The organism is Mycobacterium sp. SMC-8 (genome assembly GCF_025263565.1).
GTDB lineage: Bacteria > Actinomycetota > Actinomycetes > Mycobacteriales > Mycobacteriaceae > Mycobacterium.
Genome location: NZ_CP079865.1, coordinates 3,167,368 through 3,183,726, shown reverse-complemented (window position 1 = coordinate 3,183,726; position 16,359 = coordinate 3,167,368). Strand labels below are relative to the sequence as shown.

The 16,359-nt window shown below is 68.2% G+C and carries 16 protein-coding genes and 1 pseudogene; 5 read left to right on the top strand and 12 right to left on the bottom strand.

Going from position 1 to position 16,359, the window contains the following annotated elements:
- Positions 1-193 precede the first annotated feature (193 nt).
- From KXD97_RS15465 to KXD97_RS15445, 5 genes are all read right to left on the bottom strand, one after another.
- The gene (locus KXD97_RS15465; RefSeq protein ID WP_260757717.1) at positions 194-841 is read right to left on the bottom strand and encodes a TetR family transcriptional regulator; all 648 of its coding nucleotides are present in this window, start codon (positions 839-841) and stop codon (positions 194-196) included.
- A 94-nt stretch (positions 842-935) separates the two neighbouring features.
- Entirely contained in the window at positions 936-1,115 is a 180-nt protein-coding gene (locus KXD97_RS15460) for a rubredoxin (protein ID WP_003929438.1), read from the bottom strand.
- Between the two features lie 35 nt (positions 1,116-1,150).
- Positions 1,151-1,312 carry a rubredoxin gene (locus tag KXD97_RS15455; RefSeq protein WP_260757716.1) on the bottom strand — a complete coding sequence of 54 codons (162 nt, stop codon included), beginning with the start codon at positions 1,310-1,312 and terminating at the stop codon, positions 1,151-1,153.
- A complete protein-coding gene (locus tag KXD97_RS15450; protein WP_260757991.1) occupies positions 1,309-2,475 on the bottom strand; it encodes an alkane 1-monooxygenase in 1,167 nt (388 codons plus the stop codon). Before KXD97_RS15450 ends, KXD97_RS15455 begins: the two co-directional genes overlap by 4 nt.
- A 443-nt stretch (positions 2,476-2,918) precedes the next feature.
- Positions 2,919-4,406 (bottom strand): APC family permease, encoded by a 1,488-nt coding sequence (locus KXD97_RS15445; protein ID WP_260757715.1) that lies wholly within the window; start codon positions 4,404-4,406, stop codon positions 2,919-2,921.
- 57 nt (positions 4,407-4,463) lie between these two features.
- On the opposite strand from KXD97_RS15445, the pseudogene KXD97_RS15440 reads away from it, so the two are divergent.
- A pseudogene (locus KXD97_RS15440) lies at positions 4,464-5,839 on the top strand (FAD-dependent oxidoreductase).
- Here KXD97_RS15440 and manA read toward each other — a convergent pair.
- The 4 genes from manA to KXD97_RS15420 form a co-directional block, all read right to left on the bottom strand.
- Positions 5,784-7,007, bottom strand: a complete 1,224-nt coding sequence (gene manA, locus KXD97_RS15435) for a mannose-6-phosphate isomerase, class I (RefSeq protein ID WP_260757714.1) — start codon at positions 7,005-7,007, stop codon at positions 5,784-5,786. The pseudogene KXD97_RS15440 and the gene manA sit on opposite strands and share 56 nt — an antisense overlap.
- Positions 7,008-7,012: 5 nt before the next feature.
- The gene (locus KXD97_RS15430; protein ID WP_260757713.1) at positions 7,013-8,125 is read right to left on the bottom strand and encodes a TobH protein; all 1,113 of its coding nucleotides are present in this window, start codon (positions 8,123-8,125) and stop codon (positions 7,013-7,015) included.
- Positions 8,122-9,519, bottom strand: a complete 1,398-nt coding sequence (locus KXD97_RS15425) for a phosphomannomutase/phosphoglucomutase (RefSeq protein WP_260757712.1) — start codon at positions 9,517-9,519, stop codon at positions 8,122-8,124. The genes KXD97_RS15430 and KXD97_RS15425 overlap by 4 nt, the downstream gene beginning before the upstream one ends.
- 100 nt (positions 9,520-9,619) lie before the next feature.
- On the bottom strand, positions 9,620-10,039 hold the full coding sequence (locus KXD97_RS15420; protein ID WP_260757711.1) for a DUF3499 domain-containing protein: 420 nt from the start codon (positions 10,037-10,039) through the stop codon (positions 9,620-9,622).
- A gap of 131 nt (positions 10,040-10,170) precedes the next feature.
- On the opposite strand from KXD97_RS15420, the gene KXD97_RS15415 reads away from it, so the two are divergent.
- On the top strand, positions 10,171-10,593 hold the full coding sequence (locus KXD97_RS15415) for a metallopeptidase family protein (protein WP_260757990.1): 423 nt from the start codon (positions 10,171-10,173) through the stop codon (positions 10,591-10,593).
- A 32-nt stretch (positions 10,594-10,625) separates the two neighbouring features.
- Here KXD97_RS15415 and KXD97_RS15410 read toward each other — a convergent pair whose 3' ends face one another.
- Positions 10,626-10,895 carry a WhiB family transcriptional regulator gene (locus KXD97_RS15410; RefSeq protein WP_260757989.1) on the bottom strand — a complete coding sequence of 90 codons (270 nt, stop codon included), beginning with the start codon at positions 10,893-10,895 and terminating at the stop codon, positions 10,626-10,628.
- Positions 10,896-11,318: 423 nt separating this feature from the next.
- Between KXD97_RS15410 and cofD the strand changes: the two genes are divergently transcribed.
- The 3 genes from cofD to KXD97_RS15395 are packed head-to-tail and all read left to right on the top strand — an operon-like array spanning position 11,319 to position 14,229.
- Complete coding sequence (gene cofD / locus KXD97_RS15405; protein ID WP_260757710.1) at positions 11,319-12,317, top strand: 2-phospho-L-lactate transferase; 999 nt, start codon at positions 11,319-11,321, stop codon at positions 12,315-12,317.
- The gene (locus KXD97_RS15400) at positions 12,314-13,654 is read left to right on the top strand and encodes a coenzyme F420-0:L-glutamate ligase (protein WP_260757709.1); all 1,341 of its coding nucleotides are present in this window, start codon (positions 12,314-12,316) and stop codon (positions 13,652-13,654) included. Before cofD ends, KXD97_RS15400 begins: the two co-directional genes overlap by 4 nt.
- Entirely contained in the window at positions 13,651-14,229 is a 579-nt protein-coding gene (locus KXD97_RS15395) for an NUDIX hydrolase (RefSeq protein ID WP_260757708.1), read from the top strand. The genes KXD97_RS15400 and KXD97_RS15395 overlap by 4 nt, the downstream gene beginning before the upstream one ends.
- Here KXD97_RS15395 and KXD97_RS15390 read toward each other — a convergent pair whose 3' ends face one another.
- Both KXD97_RS15390 and KXD97_RS15385 read right to left on the bottom strand, forming a co-directional pair.
- The gene (locus tag KXD97_RS15390; protein ID WP_260757988.1) at positions 14,230-15,096 is read right to left on the bottom strand and encodes a hypothetical protein; all 867 of its coding nucleotides are present in this window, start codon (positions 15,094-15,096) and stop codon (positions 14,230-14,232) included.
- Positions 15,097-15,260: 164 nt separating this feature from the next.
- On the bottom strand, positions 15,261-16,340 hold the full coding sequence (locus tag KXD97_RS15385) for an NDP-sugar synthase (protein WP_260757707.1): 1,080 nt from the start codon (positions 16,338-16,340) through the stop codon (positions 15,261-15,263).
- Between the last annotated feature and the right edge of the window lie 19 nt (positions 16,341-16,359).

The window sequence follows — 16,359 nt, the reverse complement described above, 5'->3', positions numbered from 1 at the left end:
CGGCACCCATGCGAACAACCCCGGCCTGCGGGCTCGCGGGACAGGCGCTTCGGCGCTCTGCCGGCCAGGGGCGTCTATGACACCGTAGCGCCTCGGGTCCGTTGCCTGGTCATGGCCGTCCGTGACGACGCACTCTCCGGGCGCGACGACCCACATCCCGCTCCGCAGGGTTGCCGGGTCACGACCACGCATTTCAGGGCTCGACGACCCCGTATCGCTCGGCGAACGGCGTCATCAGCCGGGCCAGGTCGCGGGCGACGTCGTGGTCGGATTCCGGGGGCATCGAGATGTAGCTCATCGCCAGCCGGACGATGGCCCTGGCCAGCACCCCGGCGTCTTCGGAGCTGCTGCGCACCCAGCTGGTCATGAACGATTCCGCCAGCCGCGACGAGCAGTGGTTGATGATCGGCGCGCTGTCGGTGGTGATCAGTTGCAGCAGGTCGGGCTTCGAAGTCCCGGTGAGCAGCGAGATCACCAGCGGGTCGGCGGCCGACTCGGCGAAGAAGTCGCGGAAGCCCTGCAGGAACGCGGCGTAGACGTCGCCCACGTTATTGCCGATGGCGCCGTGGATCTGGTCGACGAGCCGGTCGGCCAGCCGCATCGCGTACCCCTGGGCCAGGCCCTGCCGCGAGCCGAACTCGTTGTAGATGGTCTGCCGGCTGATGCCGGCGGCCTTGGCGACGTCGGAGAGCGTGATGTGGGACCAGTCGCGGGTGAGCAGCAGCTCGCGCATTCCGTCGAGGATCGAGTCCCGCAGCAGCACCCGCGAGGCCTCGGCATAGGTGACGCGCTTGTCGGCGGGGCTGCTCACACGCGCGACAATAACGGTTCCCGCCGTCATGCTCTGCCGCCCTCTCCGCGAGCGTGCGTGTCTGCGGCGCTGCGCACGGCGCGGCGCTGACGAATCCGCACGCTCGCGGAGGATGACGGCGCGTTCACGGCCGGGCGACCTCGACCATGTCGAAATCCGACTTCGCCGCGCCGCAGTCCGGGCAGCTCCAGTCGTCGGGGATGTCGTCCCAGCGGGTGCCCGGGGCGATGCCGTCCTCGGGCCAACCCTTGGCCTCGTCGTACTCGAATCCGCATTGCACGCACACGAACAGCTTGTAGTCCATGGCTCTTCCTCTCGCTATCGCTTTCTCGATGTTGTTCACACCGGTTCGAAATCAACCTTCTCGCGCACCGCGCAGTCGGGGCAGCACCATTCGTCGGGCACTTCGTCCCAGCGGGTGCCCGCCGGAAACCCCTCGCGCGGTTCACCTTTGGCCTCGTCGTAGACGTAGTCGCAGCCGGGGCAGCGGTAGACGCTCACGCCTGGTACCGCTGCTCGTCGCCGGCGCCGTACCGGGCCAGCACCTTGTCCCGCACCCGTGGATGGATGTTCACCCGGGTGATGTCGCCGTCGTAGTGGGCGAGCACACGGTGGTCCATCACTCTGCGCCACAACGGCGGGAAGTACGTCAGACCGATCATCGACGCGTACCCGCTGGGCAGGTTGGGGGCGCCGTCCATGCTGCGCAGCGTCTGGTAGCGACGGGTCGGGTTGGCGTGATGGTCGCTGTGCCGCTGCAGGTGGTACAGGAACAGGTTGGTGACGATGTGGTCGGAGTTCCAGCTGTGCGACGGCACGCAGCGCTCGTAACGGCCGCTCGCGGTCTTCTGCCGGAGCAGTCCGTAGTGCTCCAGGTAGTTCACGGTCTCCAGCAGCGTGAACCCGAACACCGCCGAGATCAGGATGTAGGGAATTAGCGCCCAGCCGAACACCGCGATCAGCACGCCGTAGAAAACCAGCGACATCGCCCACGCATTGAGCACGTCGTTGGACCAGTGCCACGTGCTCTTGCCGGTGCGTTCCAGGCGCTTGGCCTCCAGCTCCCACGACGACTTCAGGCTGCCGAACACGCTGCGCGGCAAGAACTCCCAGAACGTCTCACCGAACCGAGCCGACGCGGGGTCCTCGGGGGTGGCGACGCGGACGTGATGGCCGCGGTTGTGCTCGATGTAGAAGTGGCCGTAGAACGTCTGCGCGAGCGTGATCTTGGCCAGCCAACGCTCCAAAGAGTCCTTCTTGTGGCCCATTTCGTGCGCGGTGTTGATACCGACACCACCCAGCAGACCGACCGACAGCGCCAGACCGATCTTGGCGAACCAGCTCAGCCCGCCGTCGAAGCCCAGCCAGCTCAGGTCCGACGCGGTGAACAGATACGCGCCGAAGATCACGCTGGCGTACTGGAACGGGATGTAGATGTAGGTGCAGTAGCGGTAGTACTTGTCGTTCTCCAGCCGCTCCATCACCTCGTCGGGCGGGTTCTGGCCGTCCGGCCCGAAGAAGCGGTCGAGTACCGGCAGCAGCATGTAGAGCAGGATCGGGCCGATCCACAGGGGCACCTGCGCGGCGGTGTGCCAGCCCATCTGGTTCAGCGCCCAGATCAGCGGGACCATCACGAACAACGCCGTCGGGGCGATCAGCCCCATCAGCCACAGGTAGCGCTTTTTGTCGCGCCACTGCTCCACATCGACTTCAGACACCTCTGGTGCGGTCACCCGTTGCCTCCTTGCTGTGAGTGCGGTCACCCTTCGAGGTTGACTATAGAGCCACTTTTGTCGTCTGTCTAGACACAGACCCACACTTTGTAAAGCAGTCCCTCCAGGCGCGAGCGTGCGAGTCTGCAGCGCGACACGCCGTTCCGAGGCGAACGAAGCGCACGCTCGTGGGTGGGCGGGGACTGCAGTCGTGCCGCAAAGCGGGTGCCAATCGCACACACATCGATGCCAGAGCTGCACGGCGCGGCCTGGTGTTCTCTGCCGCCGCGACGCCGCGAGCGTGCGCCGACTAGCGCGACACGCCGGTCAGCACCCCGCAGACACGCACCGTCGCGATGACGGTGCCAACAGTGATGCGAATGCCGAGACCTCGGTCAGTTCGTCAGGTTGCGCTTCCCGAGCAGCGAATGCCTGCGCCCGTAGAGGAAGTACACGACCACGCCGATGGCCATCCAGATCAGGAAGCGGATCCACGTCAGCCCGGTCAGGTTCAGCATCAACCAGACGCACGCGATGATCGACAGGATCGGCAGCAGCGGCACCCACGGCGTGCGGAACCCGCGCTTGAGGTCCGGCCGCGAGCGCCGCAACACGATCACGCCGGCCGACACCAGCACGAACGCGAACAGCGTGCCGATGTTGACCATCTCCTCCAGCTTGCCGATCGGGAAGACGGTCGCCGTCACCGCGACGACCGCGCCCACGATGAGCGTGATCCGCACCGGCGTGCCGTGCTCGCCGGTCTTGGCCAGCTGACGCGGCAGCAGCCCGTCACGCGACATGGCGAACAGCACCCGGGTCTGCCCGAGCACCAGCACGATGACCACGGTCGTCAATCCGGCCAGCGCGCCGATCGAGATCACCTTGGCGGCCCAGTCCACGCCGTTCAGCGAGAACGCGGTGGCCAGGTTCTGGGTTTCGGCCTCACGCAGATCGCGGTAGCTGACCATTCCGGTCAACACCACTGCGACCGCGACGTAGAGCACGGTGACGATCCCCAGGGAGGCGAGGATGCCGCGCGGGACGTCGCGCTGGGGCATCTTGGTCTCTTCGGCGGTGGTGGCCACGATGTCGAAGCCGATGAACGCGAAGAACACGATTGATGCGCCGGCCAGCACGCCGTACCAGCCGTAGTGGCTGCCCTCGGCGCCGGTCAGCAGCGAGAACAGCGACTGCTCGGTCCCCGAACCGCCCTCGCCGCCGGCTTCGGGTGACGGCACGAACGGGCTGAAGTTCTCCGCCTTGATGTAGAACGCGCCGACGATCACCACCAGCAGCACCACCGACACCTTGACCGCGGTGATGGCCAGGCTGACGCCGGCCGACAGTTTGGTGCCCATCGCCAGGATCATCGTGACGAGCGCGATGATCACCAGCGCTCCCCAATCCAGTTCGAAACCAGCCACTTCCGTGGTTCCGCCGGAGAAGTTGAAGACCGTGCCCAGATAGCTGGACCATCCCTTGGCGACGACGGCGGCCGCGACGGCGAACTCCAGGATCAAGTCCCAGCCGATGATCCACGCGACGAACTCCCCGAACGTCGCATAGGAGAACGTGTAGGCGCTGCCCGCGACCGGCACCGTGGACGCGAACTCGGCGTAGCACAGCGCGGCGAGCCCGCACGCGATCGCGGCGAAGATGAACGACAGCGAGATCGCCGGACCGGTGATGTTGGCCGCCGTGGACGCGGTGATGGTGAAGATGCCGGCGCCGATCACCACCGACACCCCGAAGACGGTCAGATCCCACCAGGTCAGCTCCTTGCGGAGCTTGGTGTCCGGTTCGTCGGTGTCGGCGATCGACTGCTCCACCGACTTGGTCCGCCGTCTGCTGACCGTTTGCGAGTCCGACTCCTGCACCATCGATCGTCCTTCTTTCGTCATCGCTTCAGCGGAATCTACCCATTACCGTGAATTTCAATGACTCAGACCGCCAAACACGCGATCGTGATCGGGGCAAGCCTCGGCGGACTGTGTTCGGCGCGGGTGCTCTCCGAGGCCTTCGACCGTGTCACCGTGTACGAACGCGACTCGCTGCCGGATGTACCGGCGCACCGGCAGGCGGTGCCGCAGAGCCGTCACGTGCATCTGTTGATGGCCCGCGGCGCGCAGGAGTTCGAGTCGCTGTTCCCGGGGTTGCTCGCCGACATGGTCGCTGGGGGGTGCCGATCTTGGAGAACCGGCCTGATTGCATCCACTTCGGCGCGGCCGGCCACGTGCTCGGCACCCAGCACCGCCTGCAGGACGAGTTCACCGCCTATGTGCCGAGCCGGGCACACCTGGAGTGGCAGATCCGGCGGCGCACCGCGGCGATCGCCAACGTGACCGTCTGCAACGGCGGTGTCGACGAACCGGTGTTCGACGGATGCCGGGTCACCGGGGTGCGACTGGCCGGCGGCGAGACGGTCGACGCCGATCTCGTCATCGACGCCACCGGCCGCGGTACGCGCCTTCCGGTCTGGTTGCAGCAGTGGGGTTTCGACCGCCCGCCTGAAGACACGGTGGACGTCGGGATCAGCTACGCCACGCATCAGTTGCGTATCCCCGACGGCCTGATCGCCGAGAAGGTGGTGGTGGCCGGCGCGTCCCGCGATCAGCCGCGTGGCCTGGGCATGCTGTTCTACGAGGACGGGACCTGGGGTCTGACCACGTTCGGAGTCGCGAAGGTGCAGCCGCCCAACGACTTCGACGGGATGTGCGCTCTGGCCGACGAGGTGCTGCCCGCGCATCTCAGTGGTGCGGTGCGCCGCGGCGAACCGCTGGGCGAGGTGGCGGTGCACAAGTATCCGACCAGCCGGTGGCGCCGCTACGACAAGCTGGACCGGTTCCCCGCGGGCATCCTGCCGTTCGGTGACGCGGTGGCGAGCTTCAATCCGACGTTCGGCCAGGGGATGACGATGACGTCGTTGCAGGCCGGTCACCTACGCCGCGCGCTGCCGGCGCCGGACCCGCGGCGCGCCTTTTTCACCGCGACGGCCAAGACCACCTATCCGGTGTGGACGATGAACGCCATCGGGGATCTGACCATGCACGGCGCGCACGGGCCGATGCCGTGGTGGTATCGTCCCGTGGGCGGTCTCTTCGATCAGTTCCTCGGTGCGGCCGAGACGGATCCCGTTCTGGCCGAATGGTTTCTGCGTCGATTCAGCCTGCTCGACAGCCTCTACATGGTGCCGTCGCCGCGGCTGATCGGGCGCACCATCGCGCACAACATGCGGTTGTGGACGGCCCAGCAGCGGGCTAGATCCCGACGGTCGTCCGGAACAGCCAGGTGGGCTCGTGGGCGCACAGCCTGATCGGCCCGTCGTCGGCTGACACCCACGCGGCCGCGCCCTTCTTCAGCACCACGGCGTTCGACTTGGCGTGTACCGTGACCGCCCCTTCGGTGCACAGCAGGATCTGCGGTCCTTCGTGGCGGTTGGGCGCGTCGACCTCGTGCCCCAACTCGTCGTCCAGGCGCAGCACCGACACCGAGAACTCGGGCGCCGGTGTCGGGTAGACGATCTCGGCTCCGTCGCGGTGGGTCTCGCGCTCGACGAGCACGTCCTCGGCCGGGGTGAAGTCCAGCACCCGTAACAGCTCGGGCACGTCGACGTGTTTGGGGGTCAGGCCTCCGCGAAGCACGTTGTCGGAGTTGGCCATCACCTCGACACCGATGCCGTGCAGGTAGGCGTGCAGGTTGCCGGCGGGCAGGTACAGCGCCTCCCCCGGCGCCAGTGACAGCCGGTTCAGCAGCATCGACGCCAGCACCCCCGCGTCCCCGGGGTAGCGCTCCCCGAGCTCCAGAACGGTTCTGGCTTCACGGGCGAACTCCGTTGCCCCGGAACGCACATAGCTGATCGCTCCGTCGATCACCGCGGGCACCAGCACGTCCAGGTCGGGCTGCGGGAAGGTGATCCAGGTGGTGAACAGCGCCCGCAGGCCGTCCTCGTCGCGCTGACCGTGCAGCAGGCTGACGAACGGGTCGAGGTCGGCCACCCCGAGCGCCTGCATCAGCTTCACCGATTGCGCGGCGGGGCGGAAGCCGGCCAGCGCCTCGAATTGGCTGAGCGCGACGATGATCTCGGGTTTGTGGCTGCGGTCGCGGTAGTTGCGGTTGGGCGCCGAGATCGGGATGCCCAGCCGCTCCTCCCGGGCAAACCCCTCGACGGCCTGCTCGGTGCTGGGGTGCGCCTGCAGCGACAGCGGCTCGTCCGCGGCGAGCACCTTCACCAGGAATGGCAACGTGTCCCCGAACCGGCCGCGCACCGCGGCGCCGAGCTCCCCTTCCGGATCGGCGCGCAGCGCGTCGAGCAGAGACCGGTCTCCGTCGTCGGTCTGCAGGTAGGCGGGGTCTCCCGGGTGCGCGCCGAACCACAGTTCGGCCTCGGGATGCGCCGTCGGACTGGGCGCGCCGACGAATTCGGCGATTGCGGTTCGCGAACCCCATGCGTAGGTCCGCACCGCGCCTTTGAGCAGATGCACTCGTCTCAACCTCGAACCAGCCGCTGGTAGACCGCCGCCATCTCGAAGCGGACTGCCAACAGCGCCAATTGTTGTTCGGGACTCGTGGATCCGGGCATCGTGGCTGAGCCCGGCTCGCTGTCCCCCCCTGTTGCCGCGACGTCGGGCACGTCGTCGGCGTTGACGACGTGAACGTCGTCGAACCCCCTCAGCCGCGCTGACAGCGCCGGACGTTCGGCGTCGGTGGTCAGCACGAATGTACAGGTACGTTGCGAGGCCGGTCCGTCGATCTCCTCGTCGTGGAAGATCGACACCTCCCGACCGCCGGTCCGGCCCCACCCGGATCCGATGGCGGCCAACGCACCGCTCAACTCCACCGCGGCCACGCTCTGATGCCCGACGCTCAGCATCACCGCGGAGGCGTGGCGGGCCAGCGCCACCGTCGCCGCGGAGTCACCGGCGAACACGACCTCGCGGTCGACCATCCGGGAGGTCAGACTCTTGGCCGGATTGGTGAAAACCTCACGGCCGGCGCTGTTTCGGAATGCTTCGGCGTCGAGCTCGTCGGCGAGTGCGCCGAGGTCGATCGAGAAGCCCGGGATGGTCACCTGCAGCGCGGCCAGCCCGGCGGCCAGATACCGGGAGAAGGTGAAGTCGTCGGGAATCGGGAGCCGGGGCGGCAGCGCCACCGAACGTCCCGCGGTCGCGTCCCGCAGCGGTCCCTCATAAGGCGCCACCACGATCACCCGGGTGCCACGCCGCACCGCGGTCGCGGCCGCCGACGCCAGCACCGGGTCGCCGGGATCGTCGCCGGCGACGATCAGCACGTCGAGGGCGCCGATCCAGGGCGGCGCCTCAGAGGCGATGACCAGCGGTGCGCCGACCGACCCACCGAGCAGCGCGGCGAGCAGTGAGCCCGCGATCTCGGCGTTGCCGCGGCCGGCGACCCACACGATCGTGCGCGGCGGCGAGTCGGAGCGCACCGCCTCGAGGTCGCCCTCCTCGAGCGCGGCGGCGGTGGCGCGCACCTGCGCACCGGCCATCGACGCCGCCCGCAGCAATCCCACCCGATCCGCGGCCAGCAGAGCCTCGGCGTCGTCGAGATCGACGCCGGCAGCCGAGAGCGGGCTCGCGTTCACGTCGAATCCTCTGCGCCCGAGGTGATGTAGCTGGCGATCTCGTCGACGAGCTCGGTGACCTCCTCGGTGCTGCGGGCTTCGACGTTGAGCCGCAGCAACGGCTCCGTGTTCGACATCCGCAGGTTGAACCAACGGCCGTCGCCGAGATCGACGGTGACTCCGTCGAGGTGATCGAGAGCGTGAACGCGGTTGCCGAATGCCTGCAGCATTGCGTCGACGACCGCGGGTGCGTCGGCAACGGTGTAGTTGATCTCGCCGGATGCCTCGTAACGCTGGTAGTCGGCCATCATCTCCGACAGCGGGCGGTCCTGTTCCCCGAGCGCGGCGAGCACGTGCAGCGCGGCCAGCATGCCGGAGTCGGCGCCCCAGAAGTCGCGGAAGTAGTAGTGCGCGGAGTGTTCGCCACCGAAGATCGCGCCTGTCTCGGCCATCAGGCCCTTGATGTAGGAGTGGCCGACCCGGGACCGCACCGGGGTGCCGCCGCGCTCGGCCACCAGCTCGGGCACGGCGCGGGAGGTGATCAGGTTGTGGATGATCGTCGCGCCGATCTCGCGCTGCAGCTCGCGGGCGGCCACCAGCGCGGTGACCGCCGACGGCGACACGGCCCGCCCGGTCTCGTCGACGACGAAGCACCGGTCGGCGTCGCCGTCGAACGCCAGCCCGATATCGGCTCCGGTGTCGCGCACGTACTGCTGCAGATCGACCAGGTTGGCCGGGTCCAGCGGGTTGGCCTCGTGATTGGGGAAAGTGCCGTCGAGGTCGAAGTACAGCGGCGAGACCTTCACCGACGAAATCGGGCCCAGCACCGCCGGAGTGGTGTGGCCGGCCATACCGTTGCCGGCGTCGACGGCCACGTGCAGCGGGCGCGCCGCGGCGATGTCGACGAGCGACCGCAGGAACTCGCCGTAGTCGGCGAGCACGTCACGGTCGGACACGGCGCCCCGGGGACCGTCATGTGCTGGCACCCCGGCGATCACCTCGTCGCTGATCGTGGTCAGACCGGTGTCCTTGCCGACGGGCTTGGCGCCGGCGCGGCACAGCTTGATGCCGTTGTAGGCGGCGGGGTTGTGGCTGGCGGTGAACATCGCGCCCGGGCAGTCCAGCAGACCCGACGCGAAGTACAACTGGTCGGTCGAGGCCAGGCCGATGCGCACGACGCCGAGGCCCTGCGCGGTGACGCCGTCGGCGAAGGCCTCGGCCAGCGCCGGGGAGCTGTCCCGCATGTCGTGACCGATGACGATCTGTGTCGCCGGTCGGGTGTCGCCGTCACGGACCAGCCGCGCGAACGCCGCCCCCACGTCGCGCACGAAACTCTCGTCGATTTCCTCGCCCACGAGTCCACGCACGTCATAGGCCTTGATGACGCGTTGCACCGCCGCGGCGGGACGAGACATGGAGCTCCTTGGGACGAAGAGACTGGTAGTGATCAGCCTAGCCGTCGCGGGCGTTCCTCACGGCGACTCACCCACGGATGAATCGCCCTCGCGGTAGGGCCTAGTCCGTTGGATCCGGCAGTACGCGCAGGTGGCCGCGCCGGCGTCCGTTGGTCTCGGGGCGCCGGGCAGGCGGGGCCATCAGCGCGCCCCCGTGCACACCGCTGACCGGGTCGCTGAACCCGTGGGTGAAGCCCGCGGCGGGCGCGGTCGCCTCACGGCCTTCTCGGACCGCGTCTGCCAACGCCACCAGATCGTCGTCGTCGGGATGCGACGGCAGCGGCCCGGCATGACGGACCAGCTCCCAGCCACGGGGCGCGGTGATCCGGCCGGCATGCAGGACGCACAGATCCCACGAGTGCGGTTCGGACACGGTGGCCAGCGGGCCGACGACAGCAGTCGAGTCCGAATAGACGAAGGTGAGCGTCGCGACCGCATAGTGCGGGCACCCAGGCCGGCAGCAGCGACGGGGAACATTCACAGCGGAAGGTTATCCTGCGACGTCGTCCGGGTTGCGGCGGACACGCGCAGCCGCCGGGCGGCCGAAGCCCAACCGTTACGATCTTTTTCGTGACGAGGCGCCTTCATCGCGGGTCGCGGCGGGGCCGGGAGATGCGCGGGCCGTTGCTACCCCCGACCGTTCCGGGGTGGCGCAGCCGCGCCGAACGCTTCGACATGGCGGTGCTGGAGGCATACGAGCCGATCGAGCGGCGCTGGCATGACCGGGTGTCGACGCTCGACGTGGCGGTCGACGAGATCCCGCGCATCGCGCCCAAAGACCCTGACAGTGTGCAGTGGCCACCGGAGGTGGTCGCCGACGGCCCGATCGCACTGGCCCGGCTGATCCCTGCGGGGGTGGACGTCCGAGGTAACTCCACTCGCGCCCGAATTGTGTTGTTCCGCAAGCCGATCGAGCGTCGGGCTAAAGACACCGACGAGCTGACCGAGCTGCTGCATGAATTGCTGGTGGCGCAGGTCGCCACCTACCTGGGGGTGGAACCGTCCGTCATCGACCCGACCCTGGACGACGGCTGACGGCGGGTGAACGCGCGGGGCGCGCTCGAAGATCAGATGATGCCGCGCTTGAGGCGCCGGCGCTCACGCTCGGACAGACCGCCCCAGATACCGAAGCGCTCGTCGTTGGCCAGTGCGTACTCCAGGCACGCGTCCTTGACCTCGCAGCCCTGGCAGATGCGCTTGGCTTCGCGGGTGGAGCCGCCCTTCTCCGGGAAGAACGCCTCGGGATCGGTCTGGGCGCACAGGGCGCGCTCCTGCCACTGATCCTCTTCAGGCAGCTCGGAGTCTTCGCTGAAGAAATCCGAATGATCGGGCACCAGACTCAGCTGCGGCCGCCCGTTGGCTCCGCTCGGTGTCGGTCCGGTCTGGATGTGCGGCGCACTTCCCACCGAGCCGAGGAGCCTGTTGTCGAACCGAATCAAATCACCGAAATCGGCCTGTTCAAATGCCATGTTCCCCTCCTCCACAGGTCTCGTAGATCCGTATATGCCGGCCCCACTGCCGAACGTGCGGCCATCCCAATTCGAACAAGTGATCGAATCTCGGTCTGCGACACCGGAACCGGCCGGAGAACCGCGAAATGACACTGGTGTGATTACACACGCGTTAGCTGCCCCGGTCAAGCGCTAGAACAGGAATTCATACCATTCCGTGACTTGTTTACGGCGCGTCGCGCTGTGGCGTGTCTATCACGTTCCGCCCGAGGCGCAGTTCGCGGCTCTGACGGCCTAGTCTCGATCGTTGTGAAGGTCACGGTTCTGGTCGGTGGCGTCGGTGGTGCACGGTTCTTGCTCGGCGTCCAACATCTATTGGGGTTGGGGCAGTTCGGCACTCACGATACCAATGAGCATGAAGTGACTGCTGTGGTGAATGTCGGCGACGACGCGTGGATGTTCGGCGTGCGCATCTGCCCGGATCTCGACACGTGCATGTACACCCTCGGCGGCGGCATCGACCCCGAGCGGGGCTGGGGCCACAAGAACGAAACCTGGAACGCCAAGGAAGAACTCGCCGCCTACGGCGTGCAGCCGGATTGGTTCGGCCTCGGCGACCGCGACCTGGCCACCCACCTGGTGCGCAGCCAGATGCTGCGGGCCGGCTACCCGCTCTCCGACGTCACCCGGGCCCTGTGCCGGCGGTGGTCGCCGGGTGCGCTGTTGATGCCCGCCAGCGACGACCGCAGCGAAACCCATGTCGTGGTCACCGATCCCGGGCCCGGCGATTCGGCCGGCGAGAAGCGCGCCATCCACTTTCAGGAGTGGTGGGTGCGCTACCGCGCCCAGATCCCCACCGAGAGCTTCGCATTCGTCGGTTCCGACAAGGCCACGGCCGCGCCCGGTGTCACCGAGGCGATCGAGAACGCCGACATCGTGCTGATCGCGCCGTCGAACCCGGTGGTCAGCGTCGGCGCCATCCTCGCGATCGGCGGCATCCGCGGCGCGCTGCGCTCGACCAAGGCGCCGGTGATCGGCTACTCCCCCATCATCGCCGGGAAGCCGTTGCGCGGCATGGCCGACGCGTGCCTGAACGTGATCGGGGTGCCCAGCACCTCTGAGGCCGTCGGCAATCACTTCGGTGCCCGTTCCTCGACGGGCATCCTGGACGGCTGGCTGGTGCACACCGGCGACCCCGCGTCGGTCGACGGCGTGCAGGTGCGGTCGGTTCCGCTGCTGATGACCGATCCGGCCGCAACCGCCGAGATGGTCCGCGCCGGAATCGAACTGGCCGGGGTGTCCTGGTGAACGACCACGGCACGTCGGCACGGGTGGAACTGCTGCCGGTACCGGGGCTTCCGGAGTTCCGGCCCGGGGACGATCTGGCCGGGGCCATCGCCGGGGCCGCGCCGTGGCTGCAGGACGACGATGTGCTCGTCGTCACCAGCAAGGTGCTGTCCAAGACCGAGGGCCGGATGGTCGCCGCCCCGTCGGACCCCCAGGAGCGGGATGCGCTGCGCCGCAAACTGATCGACGACGAGGCGGTGCGGGTTCTGGCCCGCAAGGGGCGCACGCTGATCACCGAGAACGCCCTCGGTCTGGTGCAGGCCGCCGCCGGTGTGGACGGCTCCAACGTCGACTCCAACGAATTGGCCCTGCTGCCCGTCGATCCCGACGGCAGCGCTGCGGCGTTGGTGGCGGCGCTGCACGAGCGGCTCGGAGTGCAGGTCGGCGTCGTCGTCACCGACACCATGGGGCGGGCGTGGCGCACCGGACAGACCGACGTCGCGATCGGCGCCGCGGGGCTGGAGGTGCTGCACGCCTATGCCGGGGAACACGATCAGCACGGCAACGAGCTGATCGTCACCGAGATCGCGGTCGCCGACGAGATCGCCGCCGCCGCGGATCTGGTCAAGGGCAAGCTGACCGGTGTGCCGGTCGCGGTCGTGCGGGGGCTGACGCTGCGCGACGACGGGTCCTCGGCGCGCAAGCTGGTGCGTGCCGGCGAGGAGGACCTGTTCTGGCTGGGCACCGAGGAGGCGCTGGCGCTGGGTCGCTCGCAGGCGCAGTTGCTGCGCCGCTCGGTGCGATCGTTCAGCGATCAGCCGGTGCCCGGGGAACTGATCGAGGCCTCCGTCGCGGAGGCGCTGACGGCACCGGCGCCTCATCACACGCGGCCGGTGCGCTTTGTGTGGGTGCGCGACGCCACGGCGCGGGAGCGGCTGCTCGACAACATGAAGGAGCGCTGGCGCGCCGATCTGCTCGGCGACGGCCGTGACCCGGACGCTGTCGCGCGTCGGGTCGGTCGCGGGCAGATCCTCTACGACGCGCCGGAGTTGGTGATTCCGTTCATGGTTCCCGACGGCGCGCACACCTACCCCGATGCGCGGCGCACCGCGGCCGAACACACGATGTTCACCGTCGCGGCCGGTGCGGCGGTGCAGGGTCTGCTGGTCGCGCTGGCTGCGCGGTCGGTGGGCAGCTGCTGGATCGGGTCGACGATCTTCGCCCCCGACCTGGTGCGCGCCGATCTGGACCTGCCCGACGATTGGGAACCGTTGGGCGCCATCGCCATCGGCTATCCCGTCGAGCCGTTGACGCCACGCCCGCCGGTGTCCACCGATACGCTGCTGGTGCGCCGATGAGCCTGCATCAGTCGACTGTCGATGTGCTGACCGCGTGGAATCCGCCTGACCACGCTCAGGACTCGCTGCGGCATGCGGTGCTGGCGTTCTTGGCGGCGCGGGCCGACGGTTGCCTGCGGGAGTGCGTGCCGGGGCACGTGACGGGCTCGGCGCTGGTGATCGACCACAGCGGACGGCACGCGCTGCTGACGCTGCACCCGCGGATCGGGCGGTGGTTGCAGCTCGGTGGTCACTGCGAGCCCGACGACCAGACGATCGTCGCGGCGGCGCTGCGCGAGGCGACCGAGGAGTCCGGTATCGACGGGTTGACCATCGCGCCGGAACCCGCTGCGCTGCATGTGCATCCGGTGACATGCTCGCTGGGCGTGCCGACGCGTCACCTCGACGTGCAGTTCGTGGTGCGCGCACCCGCGGGAGCGCAGCCGGTGCGCAGCGACGAGTCGCTGGACCTGAGGTGGTGGCCGCTGGAGGCGCTGCCGCAAGACTGCGACTTCGGCCTCACCCAGCTCGCCGCCGCCGCGGCAGCAGCCTCGCCCCCGTTCCCCGAGCATCTCGCGAAACCGCCACCACGGTAGTCACGACGCCCGCGTCGCTACCGTGGAGGCGGTTTCGCGAAGGGCCCACGCCCGGCGAACGCGTGCCATGATCTCCGCAGGCTTGTCCTCTTTGATGACCTTGATGTAGAGCCAGCCTTGAGCGTGGATCAATCGAAGACGTTTCTCATCCCGGACGTATTGCACCCTGTCCTCTTGATGATGGGCACCGTCGTACTCGACGGCGATTTTCTCGACCTCCCAGCCCATATCGAGGCGAATGGTAGGCACTCCCCACTCGTCCACCAGCGGAATCTGTGTCTCAGGTCGCGGGAACCCCTGCATCAACAGCAACCGCAGCCATGTCTCTTTCGGAGATTCCGCGCCGCCGTCCATCAGCTCGAGGGCTTTGCGCAACGTTTTCATCCCCCGCGCGCCGCTGTAGCGATCGACCAAAGGCTTGACCATTTCCGGCGTCAAACCTGTCGCGTTGGCGAGAGCATCCAGGTGCGCGACGGCCCTGTTCAGCGGCAGATGCCTACCGAGATCGAATGCCGTGCGCGCAACGGTGGCGAGGTTGAGGGCACCGGATTCATCGATTTCGTCCCAGTCGATTCGTTCGTTGCGCGCGATGATTCCGGCCGGCCGGCGTCTGCAGTCGTAGACCAGTTCGACCGGCGCGTCGTTACTCACCCACCGTGCTCCGTGAAGTGCCGCCGCTGCCCTGCCGGTGACGATGCCGCGTCGTCCCGACCACAGCCACGCACCCATGGCGTCGTCTGTCAGGCTTTTCGCCTGCGCCCGCTGCACATACACGTCGGGATAGAGCCGACGATATCCGTATCTGAGCTGACCCGGTGTGACCAGACCGGCCGCAATTGCTTCGGTGCCGAGGATGACATTGCCCATGGGCCGAACTTGCGCGACGCCACCGACAATTGGCGCCCGCGCGACTGAGTTATCCACAGGCGCGTCGCGAAACCGCCACCACGGTAGCGTGCGCGGCCCGCGAGCTACCGTGGTGGCGCTTTCGCGAAAACCCGAGCGCGCGGCACACAGCGCGGCGGCCAACTTCAGATGTCAGTGGAGAAGCGGATGCCGCCGTCGGGAATCGAGATGCCCGGCCACACCCGCGCGCCGCGCAGCAGCTCGCAGCGTGCGCCGATGTCCGCGCCGTCGCCGATCACGCCGTCGCGGATCAACGCCCGCGGCCCGATGTGCGCACCGAAGCCGATGATCGACCGCTCGATCACCGCTCCCGCACCGACTTTCACGCCGTCGAAGATCACCGCCCCGTCGAGCCGGGCACCGCCGGCGACCTCCGCGCCGCGCCCGACCACCGTGCCGCCGATCAACAGCGCTCCCGGGGCCACCGAAGCACCGTCGTGCACAAGGCTTTCCCCCCGATGGCCCTTCAGCGCGGGTGAGGGCGCGATCCCGCGCACCAGGTCCGCCGAGCCGCGCACAAAATCCTCCGGCGTGCCCATGTCACGCCAGTAGCTGGCGTCGACGTAGCCGCACACCCGCAGCCCGTCCGACAGCAGCTGCGGGAAGGTCTCCCGTTCCACCGACAGCGCACGGCCTTTCGGGATCGCCTCGATCACCGGCCGCTTGAACACGTAGCAGCCCGCGTTGATCTGGTCGGTCGGCGGATCCTGGGTCTTCTCCAGAAAAGCCGTCACCACACCGTCGGAATCGGTTGGCACACAACCGAACGCGCGCGGGTCACCGACGCGCACCAGGTGCAGCGTGACGTCCGCGTCGCGGGAGGCGTGCGAATCCAGCAGCGCGCCGAGGTCGCACCCCGACAGCACGTCGCCGTTGAACACCACCGCGGTGTCGTAACGCAGCTTCGACGCGACGTTGGCGATGCCGCCACCGGTTCCCAGCGGTTCGTCCTCGACCACGTAGTCGATCTGCAGACCGAGCTTGGACCCGTCGCCGAACTCCGATTCGAACACGCCTGCCTTGTACGACGTGCCCATCACCACGTGCTCAATGCCGGCGTCGGCGATCCGCGACAGCAGGTGGGTCAGGAATGGCAGCCCCGCGGTGGGCAGCATCGGCTTGGGCGCCGACAACGTCAGCGGGCGCAGGCGTGTGCCCATGCCACCGACCAGCACGACCGCATCAACCTCGGCAGGATTGACCATCAGCGACGCCCTTTCTCGT